Annotated in this window: 18 protein-coding genes; 15 read left to right on the top strand and 3 right to left on the bottom strand. The window is 48.1% G+C overall.

Annotation, left to right across the window (positions count from 1 at the left end; genetic code table 11):
• Positions 1 to 34 precede the first annotated feature (34 nt).
• The 12 genes from Q0K06_RS04115 (at position 35) to Q0K06_RS04060 (ending at position 9818) form a co-directional block, all read left to right on the top strand.
• Complete coding sequence (locus Q0K06_RS04115; RefSeq protein WP_294548944.1) at positions 35 to 337, top strand: YlmC/YmxH family sporulation protein; 303 nt, start codon at positions 35 to 37, stop codon at positions 335 to 337.
• Positions 338 to 525: 188 nt separating this feature from the next.
• Complete coding sequence (rpsB, locus tag Q0K06_RS04110) at positions 526 to 1251, top strand: 30S ribosomal protein S2 (protein ID WP_294548942.1); 726 nt, start codon at positions 526 to 528, stop codon at positions 1249 to 1251.
• Positions 1252 to 1349: 98 nt separating this feature from the next.
• Entirely contained in the window at positions 1350 to 2267 is a 918-nt protein-coding gene (gene tsf / locus Q0K06_RS04105; protein WP_294548940.1) for a translation elongation factor Ts, read from the top strand.
• Between the two features lie 1016 nt (positions 2268 to 3283).
• Positions 3284 to 4840, top strand: a complete 1557-nt coding sequence (locus Q0K06_RS04100) for a transposase family protein (RefSeq protein WP_294548938.1) — start codon at positions 3284 to 3286, stop codon at positions 4838 to 4840.
• Complete coding sequence (locus Q0K06_RS04095) at positions 4837 to 6189, top strand: ATP-binding protein (protein ID WP_294548936.1); 1353 nt, start codon at positions 4837 to 4839, stop codon at positions 6187 to 6189. Before Q0K06_RS04100 ends, Q0K06_RS04095 begins: the two co-directional genes overlap by 4 nt.
• Positions 6190 to 6213: 24 nt before the next feature.
• Complete coding sequence (locus Q0K06_RS04090) at positions 6214 to 7413, top strand: TniQ family protein (protein ID WP_083870454.1); 1200 nt, start codon at positions 6214 to 6216, stop codon at positions 7411 to 7413.
• Positions 7414 to 7424: 11 nt separating this feature from the next.
• Complete coding sequence (locus tag Q0K06_RS04085; protein WP_040647668.1) at positions 7425 to 7727, top strand: hypothetical protein; 303 nt, start codon at positions 7425 to 7427, stop codon at positions 7725 to 7727.
• A 2-nt stretch (positions 7728 to 7729) separates the two neighbouring features.
• Positions 7730 to 8083 (top strand): hypothetical protein, encoded by a 354-nt coding sequence (locus Q0K06_RS04080; RefSeq protein ID WP_294548931.1) that lies wholly within the window; start codon positions 7730 to 7732, stop codon positions 8081 to 8083.
• On the top strand, positions 8080 to 8388 hold the full coding sequence (locus tag Q0K06_RS04075; protein ID WP_294548929.1) for a hypothetical protein: 309 nt from the start codon (positions 8080 to 8082) through the stop codon (positions 8386 to 8388). The genes Q0K06_RS04080 and Q0K06_RS04075 overlap by 4 nt, the downstream gene beginning before the upstream one ends.
• 63 nt (positions 8389 to 8451) lie before the next feature.
• Complete coding sequence (locus Q0K06_RS04070) at positions 8452 to 9117, top strand: recombinase family protein (protein ID WP_294548926.1); 666 nt, start codon at positions 8452 to 8454, stop codon at positions 9115 to 9117.
• A complete protein-coding gene (locus Q0K06_RS04065; RefSeq protein ID WP_294548924.1) occupies positions 9114 to 9437 on the top strand; it encodes a hypothetical protein in 324 nt (107 codons plus the stop codon). The genes Q0K06_RS04070 and Q0K06_RS04065 overlap by 4 nt, the downstream gene beginning before the upstream one ends.
• Before the next feature lie 54 nt (positions 9438 to 9491).
• Positions 9492 to 9818, top strand: coding sequence for a hypothetical protein (locus Q0K06_RS04060; protein ID WP_294548922.1), 327 nt, complete (start codon positions 9492 to 9494; stop codon positions 9816 to 9818).
• Positions 9819 to 9919: 101 nt separating this feature from the next.
• Here Q0K06_RS04060 and Q0K06_RS04055 read toward each other — a convergent pair whose 3' ends face one another.
• Positions 9920 to 10111, bottom strand: a complete 192-nt coding sequence (locus Q0K06_RS04055) for a hypothetical protein (protein WP_294548920.1) — start codon at positions 10109 to 10111, stop codon at positions 9920 to 9922.
• Positions 10112 to 11936: 1825 nt separating this feature from the next.
• Positions 11937 to 12203, bottom strand: coding sequence for a type II toxin-antitoxin system prevent-host-death family antitoxin (locus Q0K06_RS04050; RefSeq protein ID WP_294549069.1), 267 nt, complete (start codon positions 12201 to 12203; stop codon positions 11937 to 11939).
• A 484-nt stretch (positions 12204 to 12687) separates the two neighbouring features.
• On the opposite strand from Q0K06_RS04050, the gene Q0K06_RS04045 reads away from it, so the two are divergent.
• A complete protein-coding gene (locus Q0K06_RS04045) occupies positions 12688 to 12966 on the top strand; it encodes a type II toxin-antitoxin system Phd/YefM family antitoxin (protein ID WP_294548918.1) in 279 nt (92 codons plus the stop codon).
• A 554-nt stretch (positions 12967 to 13520) separates the two neighbouring features.
• The gene (locus Q0K06_RS04040; protein ID WP_148316764.1) at positions 13521 to 13955 is read left to right on the top strand and encodes a selenium binding protein; all 435 of its coding nucleotides are present in this window, start codon (positions 13521 to 13523) and stop codon (positions 13953 to 13955) included.
• Positions 13956 to 15282: 1327 nt separating this feature from the next.
• Here Q0K06_RS04040 and Q0K06_RS04035 read toward each other — a convergent pair.
• The gene (locus tag Q0K06_RS04035; RefSeq protein WP_294548880.1) at positions 15283 to 16140 is read right to left on the bottom strand and encodes a hypothetical protein; all 858 of its coding nucleotides are present in this window, start codon (positions 16138 to 16140) and stop codon (positions 15283 to 15285) included.
• Between the two features lie 1770 nt (positions 16141 to 17910).
• Here Q0K06_RS04035 and Q0K06_RS04030 point away from each other — a divergent pair.
• Positions 17911 to 18165 carry a hypothetical protein gene (locus tag Q0K06_RS04030; RefSeq protein ID WP_294548879.1) on the top strand — a complete coding sequence of 85 codons (255 nt, stop codon included), beginning with the start codon at positions 17911 to 17913 and terminating at the stop codon, positions 18163 to 18165.
• The last annotated feature ends 8 nt before the right edge of the window (positions 18166 to 18173 follow it).

The following is an 18173-nucleotide window of genomic DNA, read 5'->3' as shown; positions in this document are numbered from 1 at the left end:
TCATATTCCGCGATTTGAAAATGGGGGAACAGCCATGAAGAGCAGAATTGCCGATTTGCGGTGCAAGGAGATTATCAACGTGACCAACGGCTGCCGGTATGGTTATGTGGGAGATGTGGAGGTAGAGCTGGACAGCGGACAGATCTGCGCCCTGGTGGTGCCTGGGCGCCTGCGCCTGTTCGGCCTGCTGGGGAGGGAGGAGGACCGGATCTTTCCCTGGGAATCGGTACGGAGATTTGGAGAGGATATTATTTTGGTAGAGTCCGGCGCCCTGGAACCCGGCCGGCAGGAACGCCGCCGGGGCAGAGAAAGGGAGAGAAAGGAAAAAAACCTGTAAAATCTGCATTTTATAAAATAAAACTGGAAATCATACTTGCATTCCGCACAACCCTATGATAAAATACTCTAGCTGTGTAAAAGCGCAGTATTACGCACACCGTTGTGACGGAGCGCCTTGTGCCCCATGGGCTGGCGGGCTCCGGATGAACTGGTGGAGGTAATAACTATAAAGGAGGAAATAAAACTATGGCAGTCGTATCTATGAAGCAGCTCCTGGAGGCCGGTGTCCACTTTGGTCACCAGACCCGCCGCTGGAATCCCAAGATGGCCGCTTACATCTACACCGAGCGTAACGGCATCTACATTATCGACCTGCAGAAGACCGTGAAGAAGCTGGAGGAAGCCTACAACTTCGTCCGCGATCTGGCTCAGAACGGCCAGACTCTGCTCTTCGTGGGCACTAAGAAGCAGGCGCAGGAGGCCATTAAGGAAGAGGCCGGCCGCTGCGGCGGTTACTATGTGAATGCCCGCTGGCTGGGCGGCATGCTCACCAACTTCAAGACCATGCGCGGCCGCGTGGACCGTCTCAACCAGCTGAAGAAGATGCAGGAGGACGGCACCTTCGACATGCTCCCCAAGAAGGAAGTCATGAAGCATATGGGCGAGATCGCCAAGCTGGAGAAGTACCTGGGCGGCGTTGTGGAGATGAAGAAGCTCCCCGGCGCTCTGTTCGTGGTCGACCCCCGCAAGGAGCGCAACGCCATCAACGAGGCCCGCAAGCTGAACATTCCTATCGTGGCCATTGTGGATACCAACTGCGATCCCGACGAGATCGACTATGTCATCCCCGGCAATGACGACGCAATCCGTGCCATCAAGCTCATCTCTTCCGTTATGGCCAACGCCATCATGGAGGGCAAGCAGGGTCAGGATGCCCCTGAGGAGAAGGCCGAGGAGACCGCGGCTGAGTAAGCCGGTTCCGAATAATGCGGACTTTGGAGCGCCCGCCCAGGCGGGCGGGCGCTCTTCATATTGACTTTACAATTTTACAAATGTGGAGGTAACTTACTATGGCTTTTACCGCAAAAGACGTGCAGGCTCTGCGCGAGATGACCGGTGTTGGCATGATGGACTGCAAGAAGGCTCTGACCGCTTCCGACGGCGATATGGACAAGGCTGTGGAGTTCCTGCGTGAGAAGGGCCTGGCCGCTTCCCAGAAGAAGGCTGGCCGCATCGCCGCTGAGGGCATGGCTTACGCCGCTGTTATCGACGGTGTGGGCGTGGCTGTTGAGGTCAACGCCGAGACTGACTTCGTGGCCAAGAACGAGAAGTTCGTGGACTTTGTCAAGGGCGTGGCTGCCACCGTGGCCGTCAATAAGCCCGCTGACCTGGATGCTCTGATGGCCTGCAAGTACAACGGCACCGAGATGACCGTCACCGAGCAGCAGCAGGAGATGGTGCTGGTTATCGGCGAGAATATCAAGGTCCGCCGTTTCCACTTCTATACCGAGGGCGTTTCCGTGCCCTATAACCACGCCGGCGGCAAGATCGGCGTGCTGGTCAACCTGGAGACCAACCTGTCCGCCGAGCAGGTGGAGACCGTCGGTAAGGACGTGGCTATGCAGATCGCCGCGCTGAATCCCCGTTTCTGGGATAAGAGCCAGGTGGACCAGGCCACTCTGGACGAGGAGAAGAAGATCATGATGGTCCAGATGGCCAATGATCCCAAGATGGCCTCCAAGCCCGAGCAGGTCCGCGAGAAGATCGTCATGGGTAAGCTGAACAAGTTCTATGAGGAGAACTGCCTGCTCCAGCAGGATTTCGTGAAGGACGGCTCTGTGACCGTGGAGCAGTATGTGGCGCAGAGTGCCAAGAGCCTGGGCGGCACGATTACCTTCAAGGACGCCGTCCGCTTTGAGAAGGGCGAGGGCATCGAGAAGAAGCAGGAGAACTTCGCTGAGGAGATCGCCAAGCAGCTGGGCAAGTAATTGTGTACTTGTCCCCCCGCAAACAAGCACATTGTCCCTAAATAATGACTCACAAAAGAGTCCGAGGAAATTCGTTTCCCCGGGCTCTTTTTTTATTTATTTTCTGTTTTAAGCCCGGTTTTTGGCTTGATTTAGAACTAATTTAGAATTTTTTGAGAAAGAGATTGGGCGAGTAGCTGGTGGTCAAAATGGTTGGATAAACGACCAGGTTGGAGTGGGATGACCACATGGTATCTAAGGAAAATGGCAATTAACTCAAAAAATTGACAGCGAAATTTGAATTAAATGAAAAATTTGCGGGTAATATCATCAAATTTTTGATTTAATTCAATTTTTGGACGCAAAATTTTGAGCTAATTCCGTCCCATCATCAAAATTTTGAGTTAATTCAAAAAATTAAGATAAAAATTTGCTGATATAGAAAACTGATGGAGATATAAGCCACTGGGGAAACAAACTTTTTGGGGAGGGGTGTCGTATGGAACGCTTAGGTGAGCGCACACGAGACATCCGATTTTACAGTAACAAGAACGGAGATATCGTATGCCTGCACAGTAAGTGGGCGAGGAATTACGCACGATGGTTGGAGGAGCAAGCGTGGGTGCAGAGTTATCAGGTAGGTTGTCCTCTGGATGCCGACATCATGGGCCGCATATCACGGGCGGGCATACGCACGGACTACCTACAGACCGGGTGGGCTACCGACTTTGTCATCCGGTACGCTGCTGGACACAAAGGCGTAAGAGAGCTAGTGCAGCGAGGACAGTTGAAGAAAAAGGCCCATGTAGAGCGCCTGGAGCTATCTCGCAGGTACTGGGCGGCGACCGATACGGAGTGGATGGTGGTGATCGTAGATGGATAGACCACTGCGCTTTGTGAAACGATTGGGCGCCATATATCGAGTTTTGCTTGAGACTCCGGCCGGTTGCTGGCTGACTGACTGTAACGGCCCCTCTCCACCATTTTTTGAGGCCGACCTACACAGATATGAGCGTGTACCAGCGCCGGATAGCTGGATGACAGAACAGATTAACACCCCGGCTCAGGTGGCCCGCCTGAAGATGATCCAACCGTTGCTTGATTGCACTGATTGTATCTCGGACAAGTCCTTGCGTTACCAGATGGCGGCAGAGGTTGCACAGCAACACAAGACCACGACACGCCGCATCCTGCGGCTGTACTACCGGTATCTTGCCACAGGACGACTCACGCAAAAGCGGACACGGCAGGCCAGCAAAAGCAATCAGATGATAGAGCGAGCGATCCGGCGGTACTATTTTGGTGCCAAACGGCTATCCCTAAGATCCGCTTATGAGATGATGCTGCTGGAGGATTATGTGGGACCTGATGGAGAGATAGATAGCGATGCTCCGACATGGTCTCAATTCCGGCACTACTACTATGGACACGGGTTTCATCGTGATCCTCAAAAAATCATTGCCCGGGATGGCCTTACCAAATACCAGAGAGATTATCGACCTGCATGGGGATCCTCTGCCGGATGGAGGGCACAGCCTGGGAGCTATCAGATGGATGCCACACAGGCGGACATCTATCTGGTGTCCAGGCAGGATCGATCCATCGTGGTGGGCAGGCCATATATCTACTTGGCGGTAGACACAGCCACCCACCTAATCGCCGGTGTCTATATCGGATTTGACTGCGATGAAACTGCGGTGATGGCTTGTATCGCCCAAGCAGCATCTGACAAAGTGGAGTATTGTACCCGTTACGGTATTGAAATCACACCGGAGCAATGGCCATCGGTGGGTATGCCGTCTGAGATCATCACTGACAAGGGGCGTGAGTTTTTCGGTCCCAGAATGTCGGAACTATGCCGCCGGTATGGTCTGGAAGTACTGACCTTACCGCCATTTCGGCCGGACTGCAAGGGGGCCGTCGAAAAAACGATTGATCTGCTGCAGCAAAGATACAAGCCTATGCTGCGGGGCCGTGGCGTAATCGAGGATGACGCACAAGAGCGATGGGCTACCGACTACCGCACGCAGGCAACCCTTGACCTTGATGATTTTGCACGGGTTGTAATCCACTCTGTACTGTACCTAAACAGCGGGAGACTTGTCGATGGCAAGACTCCAGCAGAAAGATGGACGGAGCTATCACCCCGATTGATGGCGGTGGATCCTCAGGAGCTGCACATACAGACGCTGCCACGGGATACCGCCAAGCTGACCCGTAAGGGCCTCCGGATCAATCGCATGTGGTACGCCCCGGATGATGCAGATGGGTTGACCATTGGAGACAGCTATACGGTTGCCTATGACCCGGCAGACCTGCGCCGTATCCATATCATCTTGGCTGACTGGATCTGTCCATGTCATGCAATTGGGATTGGCCAGCCGCTTTCCGAAATTGAATGGGAAAAAGCACATAAAGCAGCCAAGAAGAACAGGGGAGCGGCCCGTGCAAAAGAGACAGCATCAAGTATTGCCGCCACCCAGGCCATCCGAGCCATCATTGAGCACGCAGATAGTCACAGGGAGACAATACAGCGAGTCGATGGAGAGCAAATCAAACAGGACAAGCTCACAGAAAGGGGGCAACTGACATGAGCAAGTATCCAGCTGGCCATGCGGCCAGCGCCATCTATGAGGGCTCATCAGGCAACCCATACCTGGACGCCATGCCCGACATGCTCTCACCGGAGCAATTTGCCCGGGTCATCGCAAGTTACCCACCTATCCCCCATGATCTGGCTCAGATGTCGCCTGAGGAGCGCCGGGGGCTGCTGCCGTCTCTGCCATCGCTCTATGTGCCGATGCCGTACCAGTACGCCATCTATGACACGCTATACCGGGCAATCGCCACGACATACCGTACGGCCGATGTGGTAGAGTCGACCAGGGCAATCAACGCCTACTACTGCGGCCAGAGCACCAACTATGCCACGCAGGCAGACAGCGGGTCAATCTTAGGGGTTCCAGGGTGCGGCAAGACGGCCACCGTGCGCCGATGTCTATCCACGATGCCACAGGTGATCGAGCATGTGGAGTACCAGGGGCAGCCCTTGTTCTGTAAGCAGATACTGTGGCTCCATGTTGAATGTCCGAGTGACTGCTCGGTCAAGACGCTTGGATTTGGGATTATGGCCGCACTTGATCGGGCTATCGGCGCAAAATACCTGCAATCAACGCAGGGGCTGCGATCGGCATCTGCATCCGCCATTGCAGTGCAGACAAAAATCCTGCTTACTAACCACCATGTAGGGTTGTTGGTGATTGATGAGATTCAAAATGCGGTCACAACGGCCAGAAAAAATCGGCAGGAAAAGCCTCTGCTCCGATATCTGGTTGAGCTCACAAACGAGACTATGACCTCCATCTATTTTGTAGGTACACCGTTGGCTGAGGAGCTCTTTATAAGTCAGGAGCATCTCAAAAGGCGTACCAGAGGCATCCGACTGGCTCCATTTCGGCCGGACGGAGCATATCTCGATTTTTTGAACAAGATATGGCCCTATCAGTACACAGTACAGATGGCAGAACTAACCACATCCATCGGCAATAAGCTATACGATTGCAGTGGCGGTATTCCGGCCTATATTCTCAAGATATTCACAGAAGCTCAGGACTGGGCCCTCCTTCAGGGGCGCAGCTGTGTCGACGAAAAAACCATTCAGCAAGCGGTAGAGTTGCTGGCCATCAAGGTTCCACGGACTCATGTAGCGGGCACCCACATTTCGGACTTTGAAATTGGGGCACAAGTGCCAGAACCACCGCCAGACCAGGAAGAAGTACCAAGGCAATATGCAAACAAGCGTGGTCGCAAGGCGGCACAGCGGGACGATGGGGATCTGCTCGTTGCGTACAACAATGGAGTAGATATTGAGGTTCATCTCAAAGAGCATGGGTGCTTGGAGGTTGATTACCATGCATATCCCAAAGATGCACGGGGCCCCTGATGCGCTTGTACATCGGTTGGTTTTATGCCGATGCTGACCTATTTTCCGTCCCCGTACCCAGATGAATGGTGGTACTCGGTACTTTGCCGTTACCATGTACGCAGTGGCCACAGCAAGTACGCAACTACTATCAACGAGCTATACAGTGACCGCCCCATGGTGCATGGCAGGCTTATCCCAGGTGGCGACTGCGCCGCCATCTTATCCAATTTACCACCAGGGGTGCTGTCGATCGATGATGTATTGGCCAATTATACTCTGCTGCCGTACTATACCCGTTTTTTTGCTGCAGACAAGAAGCAGCAGGTATGGGAGGCATTACGGGCTGGCCGTGGATCAGGGATTACCAGCGTGCGGGCACAGATGCCGGATGGCACGGAGGGGCTCAAGTACTGTCCCACCTGTTATCTCTTGGATACAGAAAAATACGGAGAGCCATTTTGGCACCGGGTACATCAAATTCCCCTGCTCCCCATTTGCCCGATGCACCAAGTGCCGCTTGTTGTTGTGCCTGCCAAGTTTACACGGCTATCGGAGATGTTTCTCCCGCTCGTATCTGTACGCCACCAAAAAGCTGAACACAGAGGAAAAGCCCCATGGATGGAGTCGCTGACTGATATGCTGACTGCGCTGGTATGCGGAGAGTATGCCCCAACGGTTGGATACAACAATCTGCATACCGCATTGATCAACGCAGGATATGGGGCGGACAAGATCAGCAAGTATCAGACCCTGAGTGTTGTTAAAATCCAGCAAGCAGCAAGAGAGTATTACGGTACGCAAATCTATGAGCAGTACTTTGCCAGCTTGTCTGCCGCCGTACTATCACGGCTCATAAATTGGAAGCTATCATCACCAGAGCGGTATGCACTACTCGCTGTGATGGTTGGAATGGATGCAGAGGCGCTATTTGGCCCAAGGCTCGATGCTGCGGATCCTCTGCTGGAGCAGTTGCTGCGTTATAAGGAGACCGGCATTGTATATGGCAAAAATGATCTGGCCGCAAAGATGGGCATACAGCCCGGGCAGCTGGACTCCCTTGCTCAAAAGTACAAGGTACAGCCCTTTTGGCGGCAGATCCGGCAGGAGCGCAACCGGTGTATCCGGTTGTTGCTAACAGACAATGAGTATGATCTTATCGCACAAGCAGCGAAAGAAAACGGCAACACACAGCTTGCTGTGTTCGTGCGAACAATCATCTTGGATGTTTTGAAAAACAATTAGGAGGAATTAAAATGCGAATGAAACAGCACCGGCGAATCCTTAAAGAAGTGTTGGAAACAGACGAAAAAGAACGCGAGCAGGAGATTGGGCGCATGATGCCAACATTGTGCAGTTTAGTAGATGACGCCACCTATATAACGGGATTAGAAGATGGCGTAGGTGCATTGATAGCGCTGTACATCCTGTGTACCAGTCACAATATCAATACCGTTGATCATTACCAGGACATCAAGACCCGCTTGATGAATCTGATCGATCATCTGCAGGATAATATGCTGCGAAAATTCCCTCCTCAAGGTTCAACGGAGGCCTAAGTATGGACAAGTATCGAAAGATTTTGAAAGAAGTCAGAGAAAAATGCGAAAAAAAAGATCAGCTGAAAGCGGCAGAGGGCATCGCAGAGACTATGTGTCTGTCGGTCGATGAGAGTCCGCACATGATTGCTATGGGGGACGGGGCGGCAGCAGTTGCAGCCATGTATACCCTGTGTGTGGAGGACGGACTTAACACCGTAATGGAGTACTTGGAACTTAAAGATCGCCTTGACGGATTGATGAGTGATATGCACGACAAGATGCGGGCGATATACCCAGTACCTGCCCAGGGGGAGTCAGGGGACAAGTCCAAGCAGTGCATTGGTGCCGATACGGCCCAGGAGGAGTGTACATGATATGGATGGATAGTTACGCCAAGATCCACGCACTTACCCTCGGCTGGGTTACCTGTGAGGATGACTTGACTGATTGGACCGATGAGACCCTATGGCCTCTGGTATCCCATACTGATATCGAGTCCATGCTGTGGGCTATGTCTGCGTTTGTGGTGATCACATCCACGCCTCCCCCTGCTGGCGTTACCCCTTATATCTATCGGCTGGCATGTAAGATCGTTGGAGACAAAATCGAGCAAGTAATCGAGCAAGTAATCGAGCAAGTAATCGAGACAAAGCGCAAAGCGGCAGAGAGCTGTCCGTAAAACACATGTTTGTCGTTACACACGGGAGGCCTCTAAATAGGGGTCTCCCAGGGGGATAAAACAGTGAAAAATGGAACGGAAAATCAAAAGGGGATTATCGTTACAGATAACGGCGGTACTGTACATGGCTATGCCCGGTGCTCAACCAATGAGACCCGCCAGGACATCGACCGGCAGGTGAGGGAGCTCAAGGCAGCTGGGGCAACCAGGATATGGATGGAGTATGAGCACGGAGATGCGGAGACAAAAGAGCAGCAAGTCATGATGTGGAACACGGTCAGCTCTGGTGATACTGTCATCATCACCGAGCCATCTCGTCTGTCTCGCTCAGTGCAGCAGTTTTGCCAGATCGTAGATGTTATCAAGTCCAAGAGCATCAGGCTCCAAATCTTGGGGAGTATCACCATAGACTGCCGGACGACTGAGCCGGACCCAATGACTGTGGCATTTTTACAGTTGATTGCGGTGTTTTCGGAGTTGGAGCTTTCTATGATCCGGGCCCGTGTGCGTAGCGGTGTAGCTAACGCCAAAGCTAAAGGCAAGCAGCTGGGCCGCCCTCCTATTACGGCAGAGCGTATCCCAGATAGTTTTTATCGCTATTTTGTCAAGTTGCAAGCTGGCGAAATCAATGTGACAGAGCTGGCCAGGCTGGCACAGGTAAGCCGCCCCACAGTTTACAGATACCTGTCAGCCATCCAGTCCAGTAAGGCAGAAAGGAAATTAACATGACTGAGTGCTACCGTTATGCAGTCGATACCTATGAGCAGATGACCGAGGATGAAAAAGCCAAAATCTCTTTGGAACTGCTTTACAATGCCATCTGCTATTTTCATGGCGACGCCAAAGAAATTGTCCAAAAACTGCTCCATATGGATCAGATGACTCTTAATCAATTTGCAGACTCGCTAGCTGAAACGAGACAGCATGTCAAACAGATGCATCAGGCTGCATTGGCTGCAATGTCTGCCCTGCGACAGTCAGTATTTGCCTCTGGTGATGTGGAAGACATCTTATTTTATCGTATTGCTAACGATCTACCTATCGGATAACGCAGGAACCCGCTAGTAATCAGGAGATATCACCTGGATAAGGAGGAAATCATTATGAAAAAAGAAGGAAATACTAATCCGACTGTGAATGAAATCCTGGAAGAAATCGAAAATGCCGGTCTGGATGTCCCGAAGGTGCAATGCAGCATTTGTGGTCGAGAGAAACCGGCCCACGCTGTATACACATTACCGGAGGTCTGGCGCCATGGGAGACGGCTGGCGCTATATATGCTGGGTAAGGCGCCCAGGCCGGCGCCGGTGGACGAGGAGGCGATGATTCGGAAATATGGGTACACGGCCCGGGATGTATTTTGCTGTGACTGCTGGCTGGATCTCATCCTGGATGGTACGCATAAACACGGAGAGTCAACCGATAAATAAGTTGGTCAAGATTATTAACATGAAAAATATCGGGCTCGATCGCTTGATCGGGCCCGATGTTTTGTCTCGTTAGCGTGATTATTTTTGTGTGATCGGGAGAATTATGCTTGTCCTGCTTGTGCCTCTTGGTCCGCTTTTAGATAAGCAATAGCTTTTTCTGTGTCATAGATACACCAATGGAAAAAATGGTTAATCAATTCTTCGATGCTAATACCCATTGGTTTGATCAGATCTTCGACTTGAGCCTTTAACTCGCTATCAATTGTAATTGTGATAAGTTCAGTTTTATCCATACCAATGGCTCCTATTCAAAATTAGTGATGCACTCACAATCTAAGCGATTTTTAACAGCCTGCAATGATATCCTTGCAGACTTTGTCCAGATGCTGGGGTAATTTATCGGCTACTTTGTTTATAATCCTTATATTTTCTATCCTATCAGAGAGTTTTGTGTCCTGCAACTCTTTTATTCTGTAGAGCTAACGCTGACTATCAACATTGACTATTCTTTTATACAAAGAAAAAAGACAGACGGGGTGTACTTCTCGATTTGATTTGGTTGAATCTTTGGCTCGTGACTTTCCGCAATCTCATTGCAAGACAACCCATAGGTGTTTTGGTAATTGTATAATGCATCAAGGAGATAAGCAAAGTTGAATTAAATTTCCAAAAATATCAAAATAAACGTTAGGATAAAATATTATGAAACTATTTTGTAGTGAAACAGTTGGCTGTTGTACAAAAAAATGAACACTGGATTTGTGCCGCATAAAAAAATTTTTTAGGAATTTTAGTTCTTGCATTATTTTAAAAAATATCTAATAACAATATATTCTGCAACTTTTATTGGAGAAAATTGTCCCTTGTTATATAAAACAATCAAAAAGTGGAAATACAAAAAAGGAAAACCGCATAGGATGTAATAGACATAGCCAGACAGCGCACGGAGATGAGGGGCTAGTACAGGAGGAGACCCATAATTCCTGGCGAATCCCCCGCAGCGGGCTGGCTGCATACAGACTCTTTCCGGGATCCGGAAACGGGGGTTTAGGCGATCACGGCCCTCGATATCAAGAAGCGCGATCAGGTCTGGCGGAGCCGCTGCAATAAATCCGCTCGGGGGAATGCATGGGAAAGATGATCCAAGAACTCCCGTCAACCGGGTGTGCCTGTCCGGGAATAGAAATTAGGCAGGAGGGTTTCTCGCCGGCGATGAGCCGGGGGAGCTTGCTCAAGGATGGTCGCCGAGGAGCGAGAATACGGCGGAGAGCAGGCTGGTCGATCATCGCTGACAAGATCAAATGAGGTCTTGGACTCCCCTGAGCAGCGCAAAAGAGTCGTATTATACTCTTTTCGCGATGCTCAGGGGGTGTTGCATTCTTTTCACGACAAGATTATGCCTTCCAGCCTTATCCCGACAGCCAAGGATCATGATTCTTTGGCACAAAAGGAATGTGCTGAACGGTCGGTCCATTTGCCAGGTGCAGGTGTGGCAGCGCCTTTGGCTCATGGCCTCCCAGGGCAGGTACAGGGTGGTTAGGACGCTTGACTCAAGGGCTTGACTCCAGTGGTCTGCCAGGCAGTCTTTCAACAGCTGACTGATTGCCTGAAACACAGGAGGCAGTCAGTGATCCGCTCCGGGTGCACAGAGCCAATATCAACAATCCCTACTGGCTCGGACAGGGGTGATGATTAACTCATCTATAGATGTGTTTAATAGTTTACCTCGCTAAAGTCTTAGGATAGACATAATTGCAGTACAGGAGGCAGTCAGTGATCCGCTCCGGGTGCACAGAGCCGATATCAACAATCCCCACTGGCTCGGACAGGGGGTGGTGATTAACTCATCCTCAGAAGCGTTCAACAATTTACCTTGCTAAAGCCTTGGGGTGAACACGATTGTAGCACAGGACGCAGTCAGTAATCCGCTCCGGCGTTGTGGAGGCTTGTGTTATAACTCTTTCCGTCAGAAGCAGTTATTAAGAGACACTTAATAACTGCTTCCTTTTCCGGCTCACCATGCGACTTCATGAACTATCCGGAATTCCCGGATAGTTGTATTCTCTGTCAGTTCGGCATCCGCATGGAACGGTCTGACACACTTTGTTCTTCCATGAGTCACGCCTCCGATATCACGCGATCCAAATAGGCCGACACTTCATCTAGCGTGTGATCTGTAACCCCATGAAAACGGTCTTCTTCAACAGCCAGGAGTTGTTCCCGCAGTTTGAGCATCTTTTCACGCCGAGTAAAGTTTTCGATGTCCATGACCACCAGGTCACCTTCACCGTTTTTGGTCAGGTAAACAGGTTTCCCAGTTTCCCTGCAAAGATTTGCAATCTCATCGTAATCTTGCCTAATAGCTTCAGATGGACGAATGTTCATATGGAAGCCCTCTTTTCGATTTGGAGAGGTAATTCTTGGCAATGGACACATCAATTTCTGGATCTTTCCGTCCGGATACTGCTTCAAGAAGGTCAGGTACATCAGCATGAGAGTCGGTTCCCTGTTTTGCTTTCCCGCCTGTCATTTGGAGCCACACCTGTTCTTTTAACATTGATACCATCATACCACATGAGGGATATTCAGTCCAATCCACATTCGCAGGATTAGCTATTTATCCGCTCAGCGCTCATACATCGGTTTCCGCCCCGTCCTAGAGCCACCGCCCTCTGATTACCTAGTGTCCGGAAATTGAGGCTGCGTGATCGGCGGATATCGGCAAACTTTGCACCAAACTACTATCATAGACCACACTCGAAGACGGTCATTGACAATTGACTAAAAGCGGGGACGGACGGCTCCTTGGATAAATCGCCTGGATATTTCAGCATAATCATGCTAAAATTCTCGCAAGGAGGTTGATGTTATGAATATGGTTAGACCTGTTTCTGATTTGATAAATAACTTTGTAGACATATCAAAGACAGTTCATGAAACAGCTCAACCTGTTTTCTTGACGAAAAACGGATATATTGATATGGTGGTTTTGAGCATGGAGGCATTCGAAAACGTGCAGTTCGGAGGTGAAGTATATTTCAAGTTACAGGAGGCAGAGCGAGAAGCCGAGTTGATAGAGCAACGCTATTCCTCCAAAGATGTGCTGCAAGCAATGAAAGCTACCATTGGAGGGGAACAGGCTGTATAGTTTAGGTATTTGCTTGCTACCCGAAAAGATGTGCTTAAAACCGTGCGGTTTATCAGTGGGATACTGCAAAACTCGGACGCAGCGAATCACTTGAAGGTGGAACTATCATTTCACAGCAGTACTTTGAGCGTCTTGGCTTTGGTGAGGAGATAGAATGCATTCTCCGGGGGATGAACTGGTGATCTGTATACACTTTGATACCGAAATCACGCCAGTTTGGATACGGTTTCATTACGGACGGCAAAGTAAAAAAACAAAATCGCCGAGGAAGTAGGGGGGCCGGAGGGCAATCAAAATGCGCCTTTTAATTTTTTTACAGATATTAAACAAGTTTGTGGCAATTAAGGGACGAGCCATTGATAGTCCTCACGACAGTCAAGAATGTAGTAAATAGAACCTCATGGGTAAAATCTCCAAAGAGGATTACGACAAGTGGCGCTGCTATTACCCGGAGCTTGACAAGACTAAGTGCTGGGCAAAGGTGCCTTCTCAGGAACTTAGTAATTTACCAGTACAGGATATTTGATTAAAAGATAAAGCAAGAGGGAATCAAGATGTACGAAAGCTATACAAGACAATCTCTACCTACTAAGCAATACCGCGAACTGCTAGGGAGCGCTATTTGTGTTTTTAACTCAAATAACGCCTTTATAGTTGAGAATATCCTCAGATGTGATGACTTAGATAAATACGACTGGCATCATCTAATAGACTTGGAATCAGGGCATCTCAAGGGAAGCGTTCATGAGGTCATCACTTCAAAATGTGGAGATAAAATTGAAACACTGTTTGCCAAAATTATCCGAATGAGAAACCGAATAATTCATAGCTATCGCATTACAAACGCATCTGGCGAACAAACATTGGCGACAAAAGAAAGAGTAAAGGATGGAAATAGGCAATTTGAGATTACAGAAGAGTACCTTCTTGGCTTTATAGGCCTTAATCAAGAACTTTCCGATCTGCTGCATGATTTAAGAGGATATTAAATAAAAAGAGAACTAACTAGTTAGCTCTCTTTTTATGAGGCGGAATCTCTGTAAACTCTTCAGGATTCCCAATTCACAATGCGATATGTTCAAACCTAAAAACTCGTCAACATATCTCTTAAAATAGAATGGAGAAAACCAGAGCCTTTGCGACTACAGTTAGCCGAAAAAGAAGCCTATTCAGATATTTTCTCTGTAGAAAAGACACTCTGCATCTCGTTTCCGCATGGCGGCATAGAGTCAAACTCCATGCCGCTGTCGCTACCATAGGGTGTAACTTGACATCTAGCCAATCGTAGCAAAAGTATTGCAGAACGCAGAAAGCCCTACCACACGGTGGGGCTCTTTCTATGCCCGATGACTTTAATATGCAATATGCATCTAATATGTTTTTCAATTTCTGCAATCTGCATTTTATATCTGTGTAATATTTGACTAATAAGCAGATAATATGTGAAATATGCAAATAATATGTAGATAATAGGCAAAATGCGTCTGGTGTATCTAAGAGCAGGGGATGGGGGCTTTCCCAGAAAGAATATTTTGGATGGAAGGCCTTTTCTACAAAAGAAATACGGGAGGTAGACCTTCTCTGTCCATAGGGAGGATGCAGAGTGTTTGGCTCATATTGCTGAAACTGAAATCTCAAAGCTACTGGTGTCAGGTATGCGCACTGTCGTACTGGCAAGCCTTTTCCTCCAGCCGTGGTTTGCCTTTGTAATATGCTGACAATACGCAAGTAATATGTAGATAATACCTGTCTTAGAGCCAAAATCCGAAACTCTTGATGGGTATTGTCCAATGGAGCTGGGATTATCAAAGCGTAGCGGCAGAGGGGCTACGGGGCGGTCTACCGCGGCAGGCAGTCAAGGACTGACCCAATGCCCAACACACATACCTGATAGACAGTCAAATCAGCCAATCCATATATGATTCAGCCGAGGCACCTATACCATTGCCGAACTGATAATTGTGTTTGTAACTACAAAGAGGCTTTTGTACATGGCTGCATTTTCGCCGAATACCCCTACCTCCCCGGCAATTTTATTTTTTGCTTTGCCATCCGCACTGAAATGGTATCCGCACCGGCATAATCCCGGCTTGAAACCGTATGGTGTCCAAGACAAAACGCAAAAAACCGTGGTATCTGCGGTTACATTACTAATATAATTGTGCTATCTCTTCTGCGAATCTGGAAAGCACAGGGATTGGATGTATTGAGGCAAAAGGACAGTCACATCACTCAGATGACACGCCTAAACAGTTCTCTTTGGCGCTCGCTGCTGGACCTTTAAATGCAGATCCCGTAGTTTTCTTTTTAGTGCATCTATAGGTTTTCTCTTGAAAGTGTATTCTTTAGACTATCGATATCATGCAGTCGCTTCGAATTTTCTAGCTCCAAATTAGCCAACAAAATCATTTGATATAGCTCATCATACCAATGTTCCAAGTCCATCGGAGTCATAGAAGCTACCGCTTTTTTATAGTTCTTGTCTCTCTCCGCACAGTTGTTATGCCGGAGATTTAAATTATTAAGCATAAAGAAAATGTTGCGCTCCAATGACTGATTTATACCCTTTAAAACATTTCTTTTGGGTTCTAATTCTGCTCCCATTGTAAGAAGAATGCGTTTTTTTGCCTCCAAGTTTCCTTGCAATGTGTGGTGATTATATCGTACAATTTCAAAGGCAGTTTGAGGATCTACGATTTCTGCAACGGCAGTTACCTCTGGTTTGTCCTCAGCTACTATGAGTTGCTCAACTTCTGAATTGTAATATGCTTTGTAATTAAAATCAGAGAGACAATCGTCGAGTAATGTTTTGAGGATGCTATAAGTTATATAGAATTTAGGCGGCTTTTCAGATAAATATCGATAGTTTTTTGCAAGATACCATAGGTTATAAATTCCCTCGATTCTGTCTAAATACGAATATAGATTGATTGTCTCGTAAGGATCAAGGGGGTAGCCAATTGTATTTAGAAAATCATCTACATCGATGCAACGCCCTCTGTTTTTCCAGCTATAAAAGCAATGTTGTTGCACAAAATTTTTTAATGTAGTTTTTTGCCCGAAATTTTGCTCTATCATGTAGCGTTTTTGAAAAAGCTCATCAATTCGAAACAAATTACTTTCGAATGATTTATAGTTCTGTTCCAATAGTTTGAAGATGTTATTCCGTTCCATGTAAATCTCCAATTTCTCTTCTAAGTAAATAAGTTCCTGCCGAATCTCCGTTTGTCTGCGGAATTGCTTCTCTTTTTATCTTCGCTTTTAACTGTATGATCTGCTTTTTTACTTCTTCCGCCGCTGCGTATGGGCCTCCACCTCTTTCAGGGTCTCTCCCTGTGGAGCCATAACGGCGTATTCGGCGTTCTAGCGCACAATGCACTCATAAAGGGCGTCCATATCCAAGATGGTCAGGTTCGAAAAAGTTGGTGCTGCTCTAGCTGTGCTCCCCTTAGGTCGTATGAAGCCAGATGTAGCTATTGGACAGCTCCAGTAGAAACAGCATATGATAGGAAGATCTGATTGCCTATCAGGAACTGCATCTGCCTGTCAAGGTTGCCTCTGGAGCGTCAGGCAGCACATCTTGATTTCCCGTACCATCTGCTTGGGGATCCGCTAACCAAACGCTGTTAATTTTGGAAAGTCCAGCATGGAATTATTCTCATTTTATCAGACGGTAAGAAAACAAACAAGCTGGAAATCATCCATTCTAGATACCTGGCTGAGCAGCGCTAAAGTGTTATCCGTCCAGGACAGGCTGTCCAGGTTGTTGTCCTCCTTAGAGTCTAGGATGGACAGCAACGCGTCTCGAGTAAGTCGAAGCAGAGGGCCAGGTGGAGATCCTCAACAGACTGTTCTTGCTCTAGCACAGCTGCCTAATGGTGTTCAGGGTATCCGTGAGTGATGATTATGGACAGTAGCAGGTAACCAAAAACTATCACATGGTGTTGTAGCCTTTGGGCTATTTCTGGGAGGCGGACATGATATAGCTACAGTTTTCCGTGATTGGATCACAACTGGGGACAAATTGTCCCCAGTGTGATATATGAGGTCATCTATAAATGTTATAGCCAACAGCGAGTGTAGCAACATGAGCTGGGCAAAGGTGGCACCTGAATGCAGATTGTTCGTATACCCATGCGCGAGCAGCCCTGCGAAGCGATGAGGTAATTGTGTGCCACAGAAATCAGACCATTATCAAGTATCTGACGGAACTTAAAAGCTGATGGAGTGAACTACATACAGCTGAAGTCGTGGGCTTCGGAAGACAAGAAAGTCGAATGTCCCTCTCCATCTTTCCCTATTTTTCTGGCTACATAGTCACACAGGACAATACTGACCATCCCTAATGTAGTGGTACAGGCAATATTTGAAGAAGCATTCTTTTCCACAAAGAAAATTTGCGAGCAGATTTCGATTCTCTGTATCTTTGTCAATGATTTTTGGCTTACCCGTGCAGTGGTATTTTAAGATGGATTCCGGAGGCGTTTCTCACTTTCCTGAATGAGGAACTTGTGCTGTCTTACAGGCCAAACATCAGCCGCAAATGCTAGGGGTAACAAAAAGTTTAATCAGTATTTTTTCTGTAAGAAAGACCGCACAAACAGTTTAATATTCACATAACCAAGAGTCCTTAGATTGCCACACAGGCACCCAGAGATTCTCCTTTTGCGTCTTAGGTCGGTTCCTTTTTGGCCCTGTCTGCAGTCGGTTTCATAGGATAAAACATACTACAAAGTAAAATGTAGCTCTTTCCGCTTCATGCTGGGAGAGGCTACATTTTACTTTATGACTATACGAGGTTTTCTCCGGTAAATACTTCGTTTATATAATCTGTCAAAATAAATACACCTTTTCGATTGCACAGTAGTATGATATAATTTGTTTAAATTGCACCCTTTTCAGGCCCTTGATTTTTGGCATGGTAATGAATCATGAGGTTATGCGATGAAAGAAAAAACAGAGCAGTTGATCACTGCGTCTTTTATATATGAGGAAATTATTTTGTCTGTGGAGGAAACCACATCTGGGGGTAGATGTGGTTCCTCTCTTGCGGCCTTTTCACGCCCTGCGTCAGCCTGTCCAAGTGACAGGGTGTCGCGGGGCGTTTTTCTATCTTTGGAAAGACCTGCAAACAAAAGTCAAGTAGAAATTTCAGGTTTTGGAGGCAGCGAAAAAGGCAACACAAAATCAAGCCGCTGAGCAACTCA

Origin of the sequence: uncultured Pseudoflavonifractor sp. (assembly GCF_944387805.1) — a bacterium.
In the GTDB taxonomy this organism is placed as follows: domain Bacteria; phylum Bacillota; class Clostridia; order Oscillospirales; family Oscillospiraceae; genus Pseudoflavonifractor.
This window is presented reverse-complemented; position numbering and strand designations above follow the sequence as displayed.